The 17,211-nt window shown below is 46.2% G+C and carries 8 protein-coding genes; all 8 read right to left on the reverse strand.

The features are described from left to right. Positions 1 to 24: 24 nt before the first annotated feature. Positions 25 to 1,815, reverse strand: coding sequence for a glycoside hydrolase family 43 protein (locus tag FO447_RS01030; protein WP_200757292.1), 1,791 nt, complete (start codon positions 1,813 to 1,815; stop codon positions 25 to 27). A gap of 21 nt (positions 1,816 to 1,836) precedes the next feature. Next, positions 1,837 to 3,843 (reverse strand): glycoside hydrolase family 28 protein, encoded by a 2,007-nt coding sequence (locus FO447_RS01035; RefSeq protein WP_200757294.1) that lies wholly within the window; start codon positions 3,841 to 3,843, stop codon positions 1,837 to 1,839. Between the two features lie 244 nt (positions 3,844 to 4,087). After that, positions 4,088 to 5,797, reverse strand: coding sequence for a RagB/SusD family nutrient uptake outer membrane protein (locus FO447_RS01040; protein ID WP_118415088.1), 1,710 nt, complete (start codon positions 5,795 to 5,797; stop codon positions 4,088 to 4,090). 50 nt (positions 5,798 to 5,847) lie between these two features. Continuing rightward, positions 5,848 to 9,123, reverse strand: coding sequence for a SusC/RagA family TonB-linked outer membrane protein (locus tag FO447_RS01045; RefSeq protein ID WP_119226852.1), 3,276 nt, complete (start codon positions 9,121 to 9,123; stop codon positions 5,848 to 5,850). A 342-nt stretch (positions 9,124 to 9,465) separates the two neighbouring features. Continuing rightward, positions 9,466 to 9,624, reverse strand: a complete 159-nt coding sequence (locus tag FO447_RS01050) for a hypothetical protein (RefSeq protein ID WP_200757296.1) — start codon at positions 9,622 to 9,624, stop codon at positions 9,466 to 9,468. A gap of 416 nt (positions 9,625 to 10,040) precedes the next feature. After that, positions 10,041 to 11,729 (reverse strand): DUF5123 domain-containing protein, encoded by a 1,689-nt coding sequence (locus tag FO447_RS01055; RefSeq protein ID WP_200757298.1) that lies wholly within the window; start codon positions 11,727 to 11,729, stop codon positions 10,041 to 10,043. 28 nt (positions 11,730 to 11,757) lie between these two features. Further along, a complete protein-coding gene (locus FO447_RS01060; protein WP_118064310.1) occupies positions 11,758 to 13,701 on the reverse strand; it encodes a RagB/SusD family nutrient uptake outer membrane protein in 1,944 nt (647 codons plus the stop codon). Between the two features lie 20 nt (positions 13,702 to 13,721). Further along, entirely contained in the window at positions 13,722 to 16,970 is a 3,249-nt protein-coding gene (locus FO447_RS01065; RefSeq protein WP_200757300.1) for a SusC/RagA family TonB-linked outer membrane protein, read from the reverse strand. Between the last annotated feature and the right edge of the window lie 241 nt (positions 16,971 to 17,211).

The raw sequence follows: 17,211 nt of genomic DNA on the forward strand, positions 1-17,211 counted from the left end.
AAATAACGCGTTAGCTGGAAAGCGTTATTTTTCGAAATGAATCCAGTCTACGTCGAAGAAGGCAGCATCGTTCTTCTTGGCTGTGCGGGTGTTGAAGAAACCGAGCTTGGCACCAATCCACTTGCCTTCACGCACAGTGAAAGGATTGCCTATCTTGTTGAATTTCTTACCATCCAGACTGTAGCTCCATTCAGCGATAGCCTGTATCTGGTTGGCGATGCCTTCGCTATGAACCTTCACGCGGAGCCATACATCCTGGGTAGCGATGCGGGATGAAGGAATATCATCTACGGCATACTTCACGGTGTAAGGTTGAGGCTGCTTGCTGGTCTTGATGGCCACTTGCTTTACCACCTTCTCAGCCTTTCCCTTCTCAGCCTTCTCGCAGGTTACATATTGCAATACAACCCCCTCTTCCTTGGTATCAACAAACTTGAGTGCCGCATAGTCCATGCCTTGCATGATCATGCCGGCGCTTTCGCCCAATACCTTATCTTTCTCCTTATAAGCCTCGGTGCGGTTAGGAATGAACTTCACCTTGGCTGTAGCTGTAAAGTTCTCGGTAGGGAGCTTCTGGAGCAGGAGGTTAGGAAGATCAAACAGGTTCTTTACATCTTCTGCCTGCTGTACGCCATAGAGACGCAACTTGGATTTCTTGGCATCACAGAAGTACCAGTACTGACTGTAAGGACCGTTCCACTGCCATTGCAGACCTAAATCTACGCTGTTGAAATCATCCGATTCCTTAGGCTGGAAGTTACCGCTTGATGGCAGGTTTGGCTTCTTCCATTGCTGAACAGGGTCTCCGCAGCCATCACCATCCTTGTCGTCACCGATGACGAGCCAGTCGTTTACCCATTTGGCTGGTTGCAGATGAACCACACGACCATAAGCGTGCTTATCTTGGAAGTGGAGGAACCAGTCCTCTCCGTTCTGGGTATCTACCCATGCACCCTGGTGAGGGCCGTTTACCTTCTTGTTCTTTCCCTGTGCCATACCCACATACTCCTCGTAAGGACCGTATGGATTCTTGGAACGCAGTTCTACCTGCCAGCCATACTTCACGCCGCCCGCAGGACTCATGATGTAATAGTAGCCGTTGCGCTTGTAGAACTTGGTACCTTCGATAGTAGGCTGGTTTTCATGCCCATCATATACGATGCGTGAAGGACCGATAACCTTGGTGCCGTCAGGTGACATCGGAGCAACGAAGAGCACTGACTTGATACCGGCTCTTGAACCGGCGCATCCATGCGAAAGATAAGCCTTGCCGTCTTCATCCCAGAGAGGGCAGCAGTCGATAAGACCTTTTTCCTTCATCACCCAGGTGATAGGTTCCCAAGGACCGCGTGGATCTTGTGTCTTGGTCATGAAGAGACCCTGGTCTGGGTCGCCGCAATAGATGTAGAACCATCCGTCGTGATAGCGGATAGAGGGTGCCCATACATAGTTACCATGCTGAACTTTCTTGCGCCAGTCCAAGTCTGTGCCCTGATACTCTGGCAATACAGGATAGTCATCGAGTAGGGCAGCTCCGATGATTTCCCAGTTCACCAGGTCGGTGCTGTGCAGAATCTGCAAGCCTGGGAAACACTGGAAGGAAGAGGAGGTCATATAGTAGTCATTGCCCACACGGCATACGTCTGGGTCTGAGTAGTCGGCGTCAATAACCGGGTTGCGGTACATTCCGTTCTTCAGGTTCGGATTCCATGTCTTGGATACCGCTTTCTGGGCATTCACGCTCACCGCAGAGAGTGGAGAACTCAATGCGATGGTGGCGAGAATGCACAGGAGTGAATGCGATTTTATTTTCATTGTTACCGATGTTTAAATGAATTATTTAGCTACGTATTTCTTGTTGTTGTAGATATAGATACCTTTTTTGAGACCTTGCAGGTCTTCTGCCTTGGCATTGAGCTTTACCATGCGACCGCTGAGGTCGTAAATGTTGTTATTGTTTACCTTGGCGATGGCAGCAATTGGCTGAATGCCTGTAGAAGTCTCTGTATAGAGAGTGAACTGCAGGATGCACTGCTTTACCTTTGGAGTGAAAGTAAGCGTGTGCTCTACAGGTGAATCAAACTCTACTGTATATTTTTTCAGACTTTTGTCTTTTGGAAAAACATAGGTAGAAGCATCATAGCTTGTGCCGTTTATCTCGCCGAGATAGGCATCTGCATCTGAGTAATTGTCTTTTCCCTCGATATCCATTTTGACAATCTTTATGCCGTCAGGAATGATGATGGTGTATTGATTTGCGCTATACTTGATATAGTTGGTACCAGAACCAGTATCGTATGTCTTTCCCTTCTCATTGCTGATAGCGAAGCCGTTGCTGAAAGAACCGGCTGTCTTATCCGTCAAAGTTTTTGAGTTTAATGTGAAAGGACCCTTAGTATCAGTAACGGTTGAACCTGTAGACGTAGCATCACACTCGTCTGTCCAAGTAGAATCAAACTTCTTGAGCCAGATAGAACCGCTGCTGACGGTAATCTTAGAGTTGTTCTTGAACACGAGATTATCTACGAAGCGGATATCGATACCCTTTTTTGCAGAAATCTGTACGTTGTCGAGAGTCACGTTCTTGATGTGGCTCTCAGGGCGGCCAATCAGGAAGATAGCGTTACCTTCGCAGACATCTGTAGTCTTCACGTTCTGAAGCAGAATGCCGTTGTAGGTAGGGGTAGTGCTATCCAAAGTTCTTGCGTTTGCCTTATCTACGGCAGGATCGCTGTTGTAGTTCTTGTCGTAGTAGCAGTCGATAGAGAATGGGTTCTTAACCTTGGTCATGGTGAAGTTGGTGAACTTCCAGTCCTCCTCGCCACCGCCACGCAGAGTTACCTTGTTGGTTGTTTTATCTACATCTTGACCTGTCTTCATGCGGATGCCCGCAGTAGTACCGTTCATGGTGATGTTATCGAACCATACATGCTTGATGTTGTTGGTGAAGCTACCGATAGAAGCACCATGTCCAGTTCCGAAGTAGCAGTTCCATACATGGATATATTGTGCATCATTGTCGCAAACGATATTGTCATCGCCGTTGCTGATGTTACAGTTGTAGATATTAACGTATGGACCCCAGATAGAGATTCCATCTGTGTTATGCGATGCCTTTCCCTTGCCAGCTTCAGATGAAGGTTCACTGATGGTTACATCATGGATGGTAGCATGGCTAGCCTTACCGCTGTTGCTGATGGTGATGTTTACACCCGGAGTATTCTGAATCTTGAAGTTGCGGAGCAGGAAGCGCTTGCCCTGCTCGAAGCGGATCATTGCACCAGGATTGAAGGTTTCACCATTCTCTCTTGCGAGCCACCAGCGTGCACCCTGACCGTCGATGACTGAAGTTTCACCTTCACCCTCGATAACAATGTCGGTAACGTTCTTGCCCTTGTTCTTTCCGCCGATGAAGACAATCTTATTGTTTGGCGCCTTGCCGTATTCCACGAGCTTCAATGTGGCACCTGCGCTGAGGTGAAGGATGGTCTTCGACTTGATGCTGAGTACTTCGGTCTTGCTAGTCATCTGATCTGTACTTCCAAACATCCAGATACCGGCAGGAATCACGACCATACCACCGGTAGAAGGCACAGCATCAAGTGCTTTCTGGATAGCCTTGGTGTTATCTGTAGCAGATGTAGAGGCACCATAATCCTTGATGTTAAACGTGTTTGCTGATGTGATGGCAGGCAACTGTGGCAGTTCTACGGCAGTCCATCCTTCAGGAGTGTTCTGTGCACTCTGCTCGGCTGTGATACCAGCGAAAGTTTGTGCTTTAGCGAACATTGGCAGAGCCATGAGCGCAGCCAGCACGACTGTCTTAATGATTGATTTCTTCATTTCTTCTTAGGTTTATTTATTTTATTATTTTCTTTTCTATAAGATTTTCTGCAAAGTTACGACATTTTTGCTTATCACATGCAGATTGTGAATGAAAAACTACGAAAACGATTACGTATACCTTGCCGATAGAATAAAAAAGAAAGACCGCATCCGCCGGGTATTATCTCCCTTGGGATACGGTCTTAAACCTAATGATTAACGTATGTCCTGATAGGTTTTCTTATCAACATAATGACTTTGATTAGTAACCAGGATTCTGGTCGGCTAATGTCAGTTGGTCATTGGCATCAATTGCAGCCTGTGGGATAGGGCGAAGAAGCTTCTTGCCGATATACTGGGCAGCCTTGTCTCCCATCTCATGGTTATACTTGGTGCAACGTGTTACCAGGGTCTGGGTTCTGCGAAGATCCATCCAGCGTGCCTCATTACCGAAGTTCTCGCATGCATTCTCATCAAGGATGTCATCGATAGTGATAGTTCCTGTAAGTGCAGAAAGACCAGCGCGCTGGTGAACCTCATTGAGTCGTGCCAATGCCTTAGGATTATCACCAGCCTTCAGATAAGCCTCAGCTGCTACGAGATACATCTCTGGCAAAGTGATGATATGGATGTCGCGATAGCAGGTGTTCTTCTCTGTCTTAGCAGTCTTGCTGTCGTCAAACTTCTTGCATGGACTGGAACCATATACCAGTTGCTGGTTATCGTAATATTCCATATCTCTGCCGTCCATATTCTGTGCTTCCTTGCTCTGTGAATCCATCGGAATGCGATAGGTGTTTGCTCTGTTTGCAGGATCTATAGCCTTCCATGCTTCAAAGTCGGCATCTGTTTCATACCATGCAGAATAGTATCGCGTTACTGGCTTACCTACCAGACTCTCACCATTCTTGTACCAGGTCCAGTAACCGGTACCTGCAGCATTTCCTTTGTTTATATCTGGCAATTCCTTCATGAAGGTAGCATCGTAACGCTGGTCTCCCTTCTTGAAACAATGCAAGGCATAGAGGGTTGGTACATAGCTGGAGGTTGTAGCCTTGATGTTATCCTCGTTTCCACCCAGATAGTTGCAGTAGTAACCGCTCCATTCTGTACCACCTGATGTTGTATTGTTGGCTGTAGCCAAATCATATTCCACATCCCAAAGGAACTCTTCGTTGTCATCGCCCGATCCGTCTGCCTTCCAGAGCTTGGCAAATGGGGTAGTCAGTTTTCTGCCTGCAATCACCTCATCGGCAAGAGCTGCTGCCTTGGAGAAGTAGTCTTGTTTGTTGAGGTCCCATGCTGCAGAAAGGTAGGTTTTGGCTAGGATAGCCTTGGCTGTTTCCTGGCTGATTCTGCCGCCACCCTTGGTAGCTGTAGAAGCTTGGAGCACATTCTTGCCGATGACATCCTCCAACTCGCTGATGATGTAGGCGTATACGTCAGCAGCAGAAGACTTAGGATAACCCATATCGGCAGTGGTAATGAAGTCCTTCATGATAGGCACACCACCGAAGTTGTTTACCAGAAGATAGTACTCGTATGCTGCCAGGACACGTGCCTCGCCAACGAGCTTGTTCTTCGTGGCATCATCTACCTTAGCACTCTGTGCATAGTATGACACAGAGTTGGCAGCACGGATACCTGAATAGAGATAAGTATAGAGATTCTTGATATCACTATTCTCAGGAGTCAAGGTCTCGTAAGTATTCAAAGCCTCGTTCATCTTGTTGCGGGCATCAGCATACATATCTGTACCTGCTGAGAAACAGCTGGTGAACAGAGGCGCCGCATAGACGTCTTGCAGACGCTGGTAGGCATCGTTTACCAAAGTGTTGAAACCATCCTTGGTAGCGAAGGTTTGCTTGTCGCTCACGTTCGACTTGTTTTCTGCGTCCAGGAAGTCGCTGCAGCTGGTCATGGTGCCCATGACACAGGCTGCGAGAGCTACGCTATATAATATCTTTTTCATAATTGTTTCCTTTAATTTATATGAAGTTTAGAACTTAATTGGGATGAAGCTTAGAACTTCAAGTTGACACCAAACTGGTAGGTTACAGATGATGGACCGCCATTCTGCAGATTCTGTGATGCCCACTCTGGGTCGAAGCCCTTGTAGTTGGTGAAGCAGAATGGGTTCAGAACGTTTACATAAACACGGAGATTTCTGATACCTGCCTTGTTTACTACGCTCTTAGGCAATGTGTAACCCAGGGTAATATTCTTAACCTTGGTGAAAGAGGTCTTCTGATACTGGAAACCTTCTCCCTTGGCTGAACCCTTGTCACCGAAGTAACCACCCATCGAAGTATCGCTGTTGTTTGGATAAGGATACTTTCCGTAGTGGGTCTCTGTGGCGGTTGTAATCTCACCTGTTGCATGATCGATGATTGGTGCTCCCTTTGGTATGTAGTAATCCAGTTGCATGTGAGCATTACCACGGTCGCCATACTTCATATACTTCTCATGGAAGTAGCTGCGTGACCAGAATCCGCTCTTTGTATAGAACATGATAGAGAAGTCGAAGCCCTTGAAGTAAACATTGGTAGTGAAACTACCGGTCCAGCGTGGATCTGTGCAGCCATAAATCTGCTTATCGTTGTCGTCAATCTTACCGTCATCGTTCCAGTCGTTTACTGCCATCTGACCTTCATACCACTTATACTTAGTGCCATACTTCTCGTAGAATTCCTTCAGGGTATAGTGCTTGTCACCATTCATGGTGTGCATGGTTACACCCTTGTCGGTGATGACATCGGTATGGGTATAGTCACGGAGTACGTTCAGTGGCTCGCCGATAAACCAGTTGTTGGCTACCTCATCAACCTTACCATTACTCAACTCCTTAATCTTGTTCCAGTTGCGGGCAAAGTTCACATTGGCACTCCAAGAGAAGTCTTTCTTGTTGATGATGTTAAAGTTCAAACCGAGTTCAATACCTCTGTTTTGGACAGAACCTACATTGAAGGTTGAAGTCTTCTCACCAGTTTCGATTGGCACTGAACGTGACATAATCTGACCATCTGAAAGACGGTTATAGAAGTCGGCCGTTACATTGATGCGATTCTTTAGGAAACTCAAGTCGAGACCGAGGTCAAACTCCTTCACTTTCTCCCAGATAAGGGCGGTGTTAACCAATCCGTTAGGATAATAACCCTGTACCTCTTTGCCATCTATGGTTACATAAGATGGACCTGTAGCAGAAGCGATAGTTACATAGTCACCCACATTGTTATTACCGGTAACACCATAAGAAACACGGAGCTTGGTGTTGTCGAGCCAAGAGCTGAACTGCTTCATCCATGCTTCATCTGAGATACGCCATGCCGCAGCTACAGACGGGAACCATCCCCAACGGTTGCCGTCGGCAAAACGTGAACTACCATCGGCACGGAGTGTAGCTGTTGCCATATATCTTCCCTTGTAAGAATAGTTGGCACGGAAGGCGAATGACTCCAAAGATGACTCGTTGTATGAGCTGGAGAGATTCTTATCACCGCTAGCTGAACCCAGATTGTGGAAGGTGGTATGGTCGTTGGCGATACCCTTAGCTTCCTCATACTGATATTCCGTATTGCTCTTGTAGAGTGAGAAGAGAGCCATGGCACCAATGTTATGGTCGCCGAAAGTCTCGTTGTAGTCGATCTGGTTATCCCAGGTCCAATCCATACGAGTGGTGTTACCCACAGAGGCAAAGTTAGTCTTGTTCTTCTGATAGTAGGTAGAACCTACGTCGTTGCCCTCGTTGATACCTGTGGCATAGAAGATGCCCTGGCGCTTGTGAGAATAGTTTGGAGAGAATGTTGTGGTAAACTTCAATCCCTTCATGATATTGGCACGCAGATACAGGTTACCCATCATGGTATATTTCTTGGTCTCGTCGGTATAGTTACCATCATAGAGGTCAATCAATGGGTTGTAGGTGGATGTGAACTGTGCATCCGACTCGAAGGCAGCCTTGGCGCCCGGGTTAGGAATCAGATTGCCATCTGCATCTGTAGGAGATACGAATGGGTTGAAATAGAATGCATTCACATATGGTGAATAAGTTCCATCGGTACAAACATCTTCTGTCTTACTCATAGACAAGTTGACAGAGAAACCAGCATCAAAGACTTTGTTGAGTTTGGCATCCATGGCACCCTTCAGGTTGAAACGCTCATAGTCGTTTCCTTTGAATACGTTCTCCTCGCCCTGATAACCCATACCTACACGGTAGTTGATCTTGTCTGTAGCACCGGCAGCACTGATAAAGTGGTTCTGCTGAGCAGCTGTGCGGGTAACCATCTTCTTCCAATCGTAACCGTCGAAACTTGGATCCATCATCAGTTCGTAAAGCTTTGAATCCTTGTAGCTGGTTGCTCCCTTGCGGGCAAGGAAGGCAGAATTCAAGTCGGTATTCTTGATGATGTAATGTGGATGTCCATCGGCATCAACACCCTTGCGGCTAGAGCCATCGTAGCTCTTTCCGTCGAGCGTGGTATATCTGGCAAAACGATAATCCATAAACTCGTTGGCATCCATAAACTCAGGCATGCGCGCCAACTTCTTGATACCATAATATCCGTCATAAGAGATGGTTGCCTTCTGTGCCTTGTCTGCACCCTTGCTGCCCTTGGTGGTAATCATGATGACACCGGCAGAAGCACGGGAACCATAGATGGCGGTAGAAGATGCATCTTTCAATACGTCGATGCGGTCGATATCATCTGGATTGAGGAAGTCCATGTTGTCGCAAACTACACCATCGATAACATACAATGGCTGTGCCTGCTTGTTGATAGAAGCCTGTCCACGAACCTGAATATTGAAGCCTGCACCAGCGCGGCTACCAGACTGGGTGATGTTGACACCAGGAACAGAACCCTGCAGAGACTCTGCAAGATTGGTAGTACCACGAGCGGCTATCTTTTCTGAGTTGACAGATGCGATAGAGCCAGTTACGTCGCGTTTACGCATAGTACCATAACCAACGACAACGACCTCGTCAAGGGCTGCATTGTCATCTTCAAGTACGATGTTCCATGTTTTCTGACTTCCTACTTTTACTTTCTTAGGCTTGCAGCCGATGTAGCTGAAAGTCAAGACCGCATTAGGGTCTGCGTTCTGAATGGTAAACTTACCGTCAAGGTCGGTGATGCCACCTGCTTTGCCATTCTGGTCAGTAATGGTTACACCAATCATTGGGTCGCCATTAGCATCCTTAACGGTACCTTGGATTGTTTTCTGCGCAAAAGCGAGGAAACAAACCGAACTCAAGGTCAGTGCCATGCTGGCACGTTTCAGTTGTTGATACATAACGATGTTTGTTTTGTAGGTTATTATTATTTCTTGTTAAGTTTTGGTCTAATTGAACTTATTCGCGATTAGTTGTAGTCGTGTTTGATTCTCAATAGATCATAAGGAATCTTCGATTTTTGGTTATAATCTTAGATTTCTGCTACAAAGGTAATTAAAATTTTTAAATGTTGAATAAAATAAATGAAAAATCTAACGTAAACGTTTTCGGAAGTGTTGTTTCTACAATATTGTCTTTTCGTCGTATTGATTCAGGCGGGTAAGTGAGCCCTACGTAACGTTTACTGAGGCTTTTTTGAAGTTCAGATGAGGCTTACTTGATGGGGCAGGAGTTAGCAGAAATTACATCACGACGTATCTGTTGCTGCGTCGTGACGCACTGATTGCTACATCGTGACGCATCAGAAGCTGCGTCGTGATGTAATTTCGGGAACATCGGCAAGCGGAGCCGCTTACGCTGATGAAACCATGTTCTTCATTGCGCAAGTTCATACGTTTCATTGAGCCGATACATCCGACTGCGCTGGTTTAAAGATCCGACTGCGCTGGCTTGAAGATTCGATTGCGCTGGCTTGAAGATATGACTTCGTTGTCTCGAAGATTCGAATTCGTAAGCAGAATGAGACGGATTTGTTTGCAGAATGAAGTGGCTGAGTTTGCAGAATGAAGTGGCTGTGTTAGCTGAATGAAGTGGCTGTGTTAGCTGAATGAAGTAGCGAAAAAAAAGGCATGTCATCGCACTTATGACACACTCTTCCTTATGTACTTACGCTGCAAATATACGCTTTTCTTTCGTAACTTCCAAGAAAATAATTGTAAAAATGAGATAGAGAATAAGAGAAAATAAAAAAAGTGCAATGCTCCATATAAGCATTGCACTTTTTCTTAAATTTATATGAGATGTTAATCCTTGTGGATTAATCCTCTACTACATACCAGCGTGGGTCACCAGCCTTTTCCTTCAAAGTACCAGCCTTGATGGTAAAGTCGCCATTGGTTGGGTCCTTGAACAACTGGGTAGAGCTGAACTCTGTATCATTCACGCCCTTAATCACCTTGAAGAAGTCTGTTGTTCTGAAGCTGTTTACTACAGTTGCTGGAGTCTTGCTTCTGATGTTCTTGTTGGTAGCTTCATCAGCACTCTTACCGAAGATACAGTTCTCAATAGTGAAGGTGCTTGGTCCGAATGTGTCAACGTTGAAGTCAACGAAGAACTGACCATTACCATTACAGTTGTAGAATGTGCTGTTCTTGATGGTGATGTCCTGCATATCTGTCTTCTTGCTGAAGATAAATACCTTACCGGTTACACAGATACTGTTGAATGTACAGCCGTCAATCTCTACGTTGTCGAGATGACCTTTACCGCTGCCTGCATCAATGTGGATGAAACCATAACCTGCACAGAGTTTGGTGAAGATACTGTTCTTCAAGGTAAGTTTGCCGATAGACTTAGCATCACTTCCCTGGATACGGAAGAATGATGTTTTGATATTGCTAACCTCGCAATCCTCCAAAGTGAACTCGCTTATGGTACAAGCCTTGCTCTGGTTGATGAAGTAACCAGCACCATTTTCTACCAATTTCACGTTCTGGAACTTGATGAATGCATGAGAACCTGCAATATCGAAGTTCTTGTCAAGATTGATGGTAGGCGCATCACCACCTGCCAAACCGAAGAATGTAACAGACATTCCGTCTGGGATGGTTACGTTGGTCTTGCCACCGTCTGAATCATTTGTGCCGTAGAGAGAAACTGTGGCACCTGCAGGAATACCGATGGTTGCACTATAGTTAGTCTCGTTTCCTGCTGCAGCTTTGGCCTGCTCTGCAATCTCATCAATGAGAGTCTGGGAGATAACATTCACGTCACTTGGGAGCGTGTACTTATAGTTTGCAGATGGCATTGCAGCAGGTGTGGTGAACTGCAACTGACCACGTTTTGCCTCATTGTTATATAATGTGGCGATGTAAGTAGTTGTTGGCTTCACGTTAGAGTAAGTAACTTTACCAGCAGCAATTTGGTCTGCGGTAAGTTCATGCTTGCTCTTATCCTCTGGATCTGCTGCGTTGACAATTGTGATATGGGTAACTGTCGCACCTGGAGTCCAAGAGAAATTAACGTGGTCTTCAAAGAGGTCGGCTGTAGTAAGCTCGTTGAATAACTGTTCAGCCTTTGTCTTGAATGATGAACCATCCTTGTAGTAAACCCATTTAGACTCGTTAGCAGTAGAAGACATAGCCTTTACACGCATGTAGTACTTGCTGTCGCCATCGAGACCTGAGAGAACTACTGGAGATGAAGTCAACGACTTATCTTCACCGAACTTGATGATGTTAGCATTCTCAACACCTTCGTAAAGAGAGTCCTTGCTTACCTCGAATACATAGTACTCTGGTGAAGAAACTGCTTTTGATGTGAAGGCAGAGAATGTAACCGTAGCTGATGTTTCGGCAGTTTCAACGGTGATTTTGTCACCGTTGAGACCGAACAATCTTGACAGGCTGCCATCTACGTCCCAGTCATTGCCATCGGTACAAGAAGTAGCCGACAGAGTCAATGCCATCATAGATGCTGTGCCCAATATGTTTTTAATGCTCTTCATTTTCTTGTCTTTTTTGATTAAAGATGAATTAGTCTGCATAACCATAAGAGTTGTGAATCTTACCGTTGGTTGCAGAGATGGTTGTAGAAGCGATTGGCATGAGATAGCGGTTCTTCACTGCTACGTTATCGCCAACCAAACCGCTGCTGATAGATGGCAGGTTTACGTCAACCTGTGTATCTGAACCTGTATCCAACTTAGCTGCACCGAATGAGTCGATACTGCCATCGTAGTCAGCAGATGTCTTTCCGTCAGGAATACCATACCATGTTACGCTAGAGAAGTCAATCTTGGTTTTCTTCTCATCCAGGTAGTTGAAGTAGATGGTCTTCTGGTAAGTACCGTCTGCAAGTTCAGCCAGGTAAGTCTGCTTGAACTCATTGATCTTTTCTGCGAGGAGGTTCCAACGAATCAGGTCGTACTTGCGGATACCTTCACCTGCAAACTCCCACATGTTCTCCTGAACGAGAGCATTGAAGAATGCGTCCTTGTCAGAAGCAATGTTGTTGACGTATGCCTTAGCTTCATTCTTGTCAGCCTGGTTAAAGGCACGGGTATGTACTGCTTCCAAAGCCTGGCGGGCTGTCATGCCGTTTGCTGAACCTTCGTAGTTGGCATCAGGGTTGCCTGCCAACTCGTTCATGCACTCAGCATAGTAGAGCAATACCTGAGCGTAGCGCATCTTCACTGGATTGATACCTGTAGTGTGCTTAGCTGTTGCCTTAAGGTTGTTCTTCAACCAAGTATTGTTCATCTTGCGGGCATCCCACTTACCTACATATATACCGAAAGGAGCATTCTTCAGCATGTTCTCAACAGTGTTGCTGCCGTCCTGCTTGATTTCGAAGTTGGCGCAAGTGATGTCACGGCGTGTATCCTTCTTGTCGTAAGAATAGAGCAGAGGTGCAGTAACCTTCATCTTACCAGATGAGTTGCCATAGCCATATTCTGTTGTAACACCATTCAGGCGGACACCTACAGTGTAACCCAACTCTCCTGTTACGTTCTCACCGAAAGGAATCTCGAAGAGGTTCTCGTGGTAAGTCTTGTCGAGAGAGAGCTGGTTAATCAAGTACCACTCGTTCTCGAAAGATGGGTTGAGATTGTGAGTGTTGTCGTTGATGATAGCTGACCAGTGTTTCAGGGCACGCTCGTAGAGAGCCTTGCGGTCTGCTGCACCAGGGCGCTGTGTTGGATAAGTAGCATCGCTGTAAGATGCTGTCTCATATCCGTCCTTTGACTTCTCACGGATGGCGTAGCCGGCGCGTGTCATGGCAATCTGTGCCAGGAGAGCGTGAGCATAACCCTTGGTTGTGCGCTCTGTGGTATAGCCTGTTGCCTGGTCTGCCCATGGCAAGTATTCGATAGCCTCATCCAGGTCGTTCATCAGGGAATCCATAATCACGTCGCGGTCGGTCTTCTCCAGGTAAGCGTTGCTCAAGTCAGACTTTGATGCTTCAACCTTGAAAGGAATATCACCGAAAATACGAACCAGGTCAAAGTAAACCATGGCGCGGATGGTGAGTGCCTCGCCGAGGCTACGTTCCATAGACTTCTGGTTAGCACCACCGGCAGTGAGAGTTGCGCTGCTGCGGATACCCTCGATAATCTGGTTGGCATCCTCGATGATACCATACTCAGCATCCCATACGCCGCTAATCTTGCTCCATCCCGGGTCCATGTTATAGTTCATGTTACCACGTTCACTTGAGGTGTTGGTAGCATTGCTGCCAAGACCGTCAATCAATTCGCAGTCGCTGTTCAGGTTCCATACAATAGACAGGTCCTGTGCGTAGGTACGGTCCTGAGCCATTCCGCCATAGAGCTTATTGACGCGAAGATTGGTATAATAAGGTGAGGCGTAGGTATTCTCAGCAGTCATCTCTGATGGAGAGGTCTGATCCAGGAAGTCGGAGCATGAAGACAATCCTAATACGCCTGCCAATGCAAATGCATATAATATCTTGTTCATTGTTATTATCTTATAAAGTTTTAGAATGTAACGTTAATACCACCTACGAAGGTGCGGCTCTTTGGATAAGCTGCATAATCGATACCTGGGGTCATTGGGTTCTTCTTGGAACTTGTATCAACCTCTGGATCGTAGCCTGAGTAGTTGGTGAAGCAAAGCAGGTTGTAACCTGTGAAGTAGATGCGTACGTTCTGCATATAGCACTTGTTTACCCACTTCTTTGGCAAGGTGTAACCCACTGTTACGTTCTGCAGACGCAGGAATGATGCATCTTCTACAGCATAGCTGATGAGCTGCATGGTTGATACGCCTGCTGGATTGTAGATATTGGCGTTGGCATTGATCTCGTTCAAGCGGTTCATCACCTTTTCTACACCACCATATTCTGTGATGAGGCTAGCTGATGGGCGGCCGATGTTGTTTCCGTTGGCTGGGTCAATCCAAGTATAGCGGTTGCCTACGTTGAAATCATCTACAAGGTTATAGTTCTTGGCTGAACCAGCGTAGAATGAGTTGGCAAGCTTGGTACCGTTCACAAGCTTATTGCCCAATGAGTAGTTGAAGAACAGGTTGAAGTCGAGGTTACCAACGTGACCGTCAAAGCCGAAACCACCTGTTGTGGTAGGTACGGTGTTGCCCAGACGCTGCTTCACTGCATCACCATTCTCATCAACTTCTACCTTGGCAACGCCTGGATAGAGGTTACCGCCGAAGAGCTTGTAGCTGTTGTCCTTTACGCCTTCTGCCAGTGCCCAAGTGCCGTTGGCTTTCAATACCAAGTCACCCTTGCCTGTTGCTGCATCATACACGGTGTAGAAACCATTGCTCTTGTAGCCCCAAAGCTCACCGAGGCGACCGCCTTGCTCTACGCGGAAGTCTTCATACTTGGCGATGGTAGAACCACTCCAGTTAGAACTCTGCCATGGGTTCTCCATGTTCAACTCATCAATCTTGTTCTTGTTATAAGATACGTTGAAGTTGAAGTTCAAGCCGAAGTTCTTCTTGTCTACGATTACTGCATTGAGTGCCAACTCAACACCCTTGTTAGAGGTCTTACCGAAGTTCTGGAACTGGTAAGAGTAACCTGTGTTGGCAGGAACGATACTTTGCATCAAGAGGTCCTTGGTGGTATTCCAGTAGAAGTCCAATGTACCGCTGATGCGACCGTTGAAGAAACCGTAGTCGATACCGAAGTTACGGGTCACTGTGGTTTCCCACTTCAAGTCTGGATTATAGAGAAATTTACCATGCTCAAGCATCGAAGCTCTGTTCTCATCGAAGAATGGAGCCTTTGATGTGTTGTCTGCCATAGAGTAGGTGGTAGTCAACAAACCAGAGTTGATACGGTTGTTACCTGCTGTACCGAAGCTCAGACGGGCCTTCAAGTTAGAAAGCCAGCTGGAAGCACCCTTCAGGAACTCCTCGTCAGACATACGCCAAGCCAAGGCTGCTGATGGGAAGATACCCCAACGGTTGTCCTTGCCAAACTTACTGGAACCATCGGCACGAACGGTAATGGTAGCCAGATACTTGTCGTTGAGTGTATAGTTGATACGGCCGAAGTAAGAGAGAATGTTCTCCTCTGCCTTGATATTACCTTCGTTTGGAAGTGCTGTACCTGCTGCTGTGTTTGCCAATACCTCGTTCAATGTGAATGAAGTAGGGAAGGCTACAGAAGTGTTGGTGCGGGTTACGTCCTGACTGCTGCTCCACTCCTGACCTACCAATACATTGATGTGGTCACGACCATGGAAAAGCTTCTTGTTGTCGTAAGTCAATGTATTTGCGTTACGCCAGTTCTTGTTCTCCAAGCGTACGAACTGTGCCTGTGGCTGACCGTTGTAACCATACTTAGAGTTGGTAGTTGCATTAGAACCCCAAACCTGTTCGGTATTGTTGTACTTCCAGCCATAGCCGAATTCAGAACGGAATGTGATATTTTTAAATGGCTTCCAGTTTAAGCCAACGTTGTAGTTTTGCTGGAAACGCTCCTGATACTTATAGGTATCGGTGATACGCTCTGTTGGGTTACGGCGTGTAGATGTGCTGTTCTCCTCATCATCGTCTGATGTACCAGAGAGAGGCTCTACCGGGTTCCATCTTACGGTGTTGGCAACAACTGAGTTTGCTGCACTCGACTCGTTGGTATCTGCACCACCATTCAAGCCATCCAGCTTGGTGAATGCCATACGTCCATTGAAGTCGAGAGACAACCACTTGTTCAGGTTGGCATTAATCTTGGCGTTTACATTGTTCTTGGCGTAGCCAGAACCCTGCATGATGCTCTTCTCGTCGTTGTGAGAGAAACCGATGTTGTACTTGATGTCCTTGGTACCACCGCTTACGTTCACATTATACTGCTTCTGGTTACCTGTACGGCCGAATACCTCATCCTGATAGTCACGTCCTTCGATAGACTTCCAGATGTCGAGGTCGTTGTAGTTACCATAGTCAGTGCTACCTAATTCATACTGATAGTATGCGTAGTCGTAAGGAGACATAGTCTTTACCAACTTAGATACTTTCTTCCAACCATAAGAAGCATTGAAGTTCACCTGAGTTTTACCCTCAGAACCGCTCTTGGTTGTTACGATGATAACACCATTGGCACCACGGGCACCATAGATAGCTGTAGAGGAAGCATCCTTCAATACGTCGATGCTCTGGATTTCGCTAGGAGCGATGTCGCTGATAGAGCTTACTGGGAAACCGTCTACGATGTAGAGAGGAGAGTTGTCCTGTGAAAGAGAACCACCACCACGCACACGAATCTTCACGTCAGCATCTGGTGAACCTTCAGTGGTAGTGATATTTACACCCGCCATCTTACCGGTCATCGCCTCGCTTACGTTAGAAACTGGAATGTTGGCAATCTGCTTGTCGCTGATAGATGATACAGAACCTGTGAGGTCTTTCTTTCTAACAGTACCATAACCGATTACTACGACATCATTGAGGGTGGTGTTGTCATCCTCAAGCTTTACATCGATTGATTCTTTACCTGCAACGCTTACTTCCTTCGCTTTCATACCGATGTATGAAATCTTCAGTTTCTTGCTTTTGCCTTTTAAGTTTACTGTGAAGTTACCGTCAATGTCGGTCACGCCACCATTGCCAGCTACACCTACCTCCATGACAGATGCGCCGATGATTGGCTCGCCCGTATTGTCAGTAACAACGCCTTTTACTGTTTGTGCAGATACACTTGTTACTACGAACATCAGTGCGCCTGCCAAAGCAATTTTCTTTTTTCTATAATTACCAGACATACACTTTAGGTTTAGATAAAACTTATTCTAAATTACTAATATTCTAATGTTTTTTCTTAATGTTTTTAAGTAGAATTCCAGTTCTGAGCAGATGCTTGCTGAAGGGATGTTCCTCTTGGAACCCGAAGGCTCCGATGGGGCTACCTAGATGCGTAGCAATAGCTAAGTCGTGGTTTTCTTGTTGCAAAAGTATATAAAAAATATGAGAATATAGGTATATTGGGGGTAAAAAATTACGTAA

The sequence above is a fragment of the Segatella copri genome, assembly GCF_015074785.1.
In the GTDB taxonomy this organism is placed as follows: domain Bacteria; phylum Bacteroidota; class Bacteroidia; order Bacteroidales; family Bacteroidaceae; genus Prevotella.

Excerpts from the sequence above, each read along its gene's own strand:
- FO447_RS01030 (WP_200757292.1), bottom strand. The coding sequence starts at position 1,815 with ATGAAAATAAAATCGCATTCACTCCTGTGCATTCTCGCCACCATCGCA.
- FO447_RS01035 (WP_200757294.1), bottom strand. The coding sequence starts at position 3,843 with ATGAAGAAATCAATCATTAAGACAGTCGTGCTGGCTGCGCTCATGGCT.
- FO447_RS01040 (WP_118415088.1), bottom strand. The coding sequence starts at position 5,797 with ATGAAAAAGATATTATATAGCGTAGCTCTCGCAGCCTGTGTCATGGGC.
- FO447_RS01045 (WP_119226852.1), bottom strand. The coding sequence starts at position 9,123 with ATGTATCAACAACTGAAACGTGCCAGCATGGCACTGACCTTGAGTTCG.
- FO447_RS01050 (WP_200757296.1), bottom strand. The coding sequence starts at position 9,624 with ATGAAACGTATGAACTTGCGCAATGAAGAACATGGTTTCATCAGCGTA.
- FO447_RS01055 (WP_200757298.1), bottom strand. The coding sequence starts at position 11,729 with ATGAAGAGCATTAAAAACATATTGGGCACAGCATCTATGATGGCATTG.
- FO447_RS01060 (WP_118064310.1), bottom strand. The coding sequence starts at position 13,701 with ATGAACAAGATATTATATGCATTTGCATTGGCAGGCGTATTAGGATTG.
- FO447_RS01065 (WP_200757300.1), bottom strand. The coding sequence starts at position 16,970 with ATGTCTGGTAATTATAGAAAAAAGAAAATTGCTTTGGCAGGCGCACTG.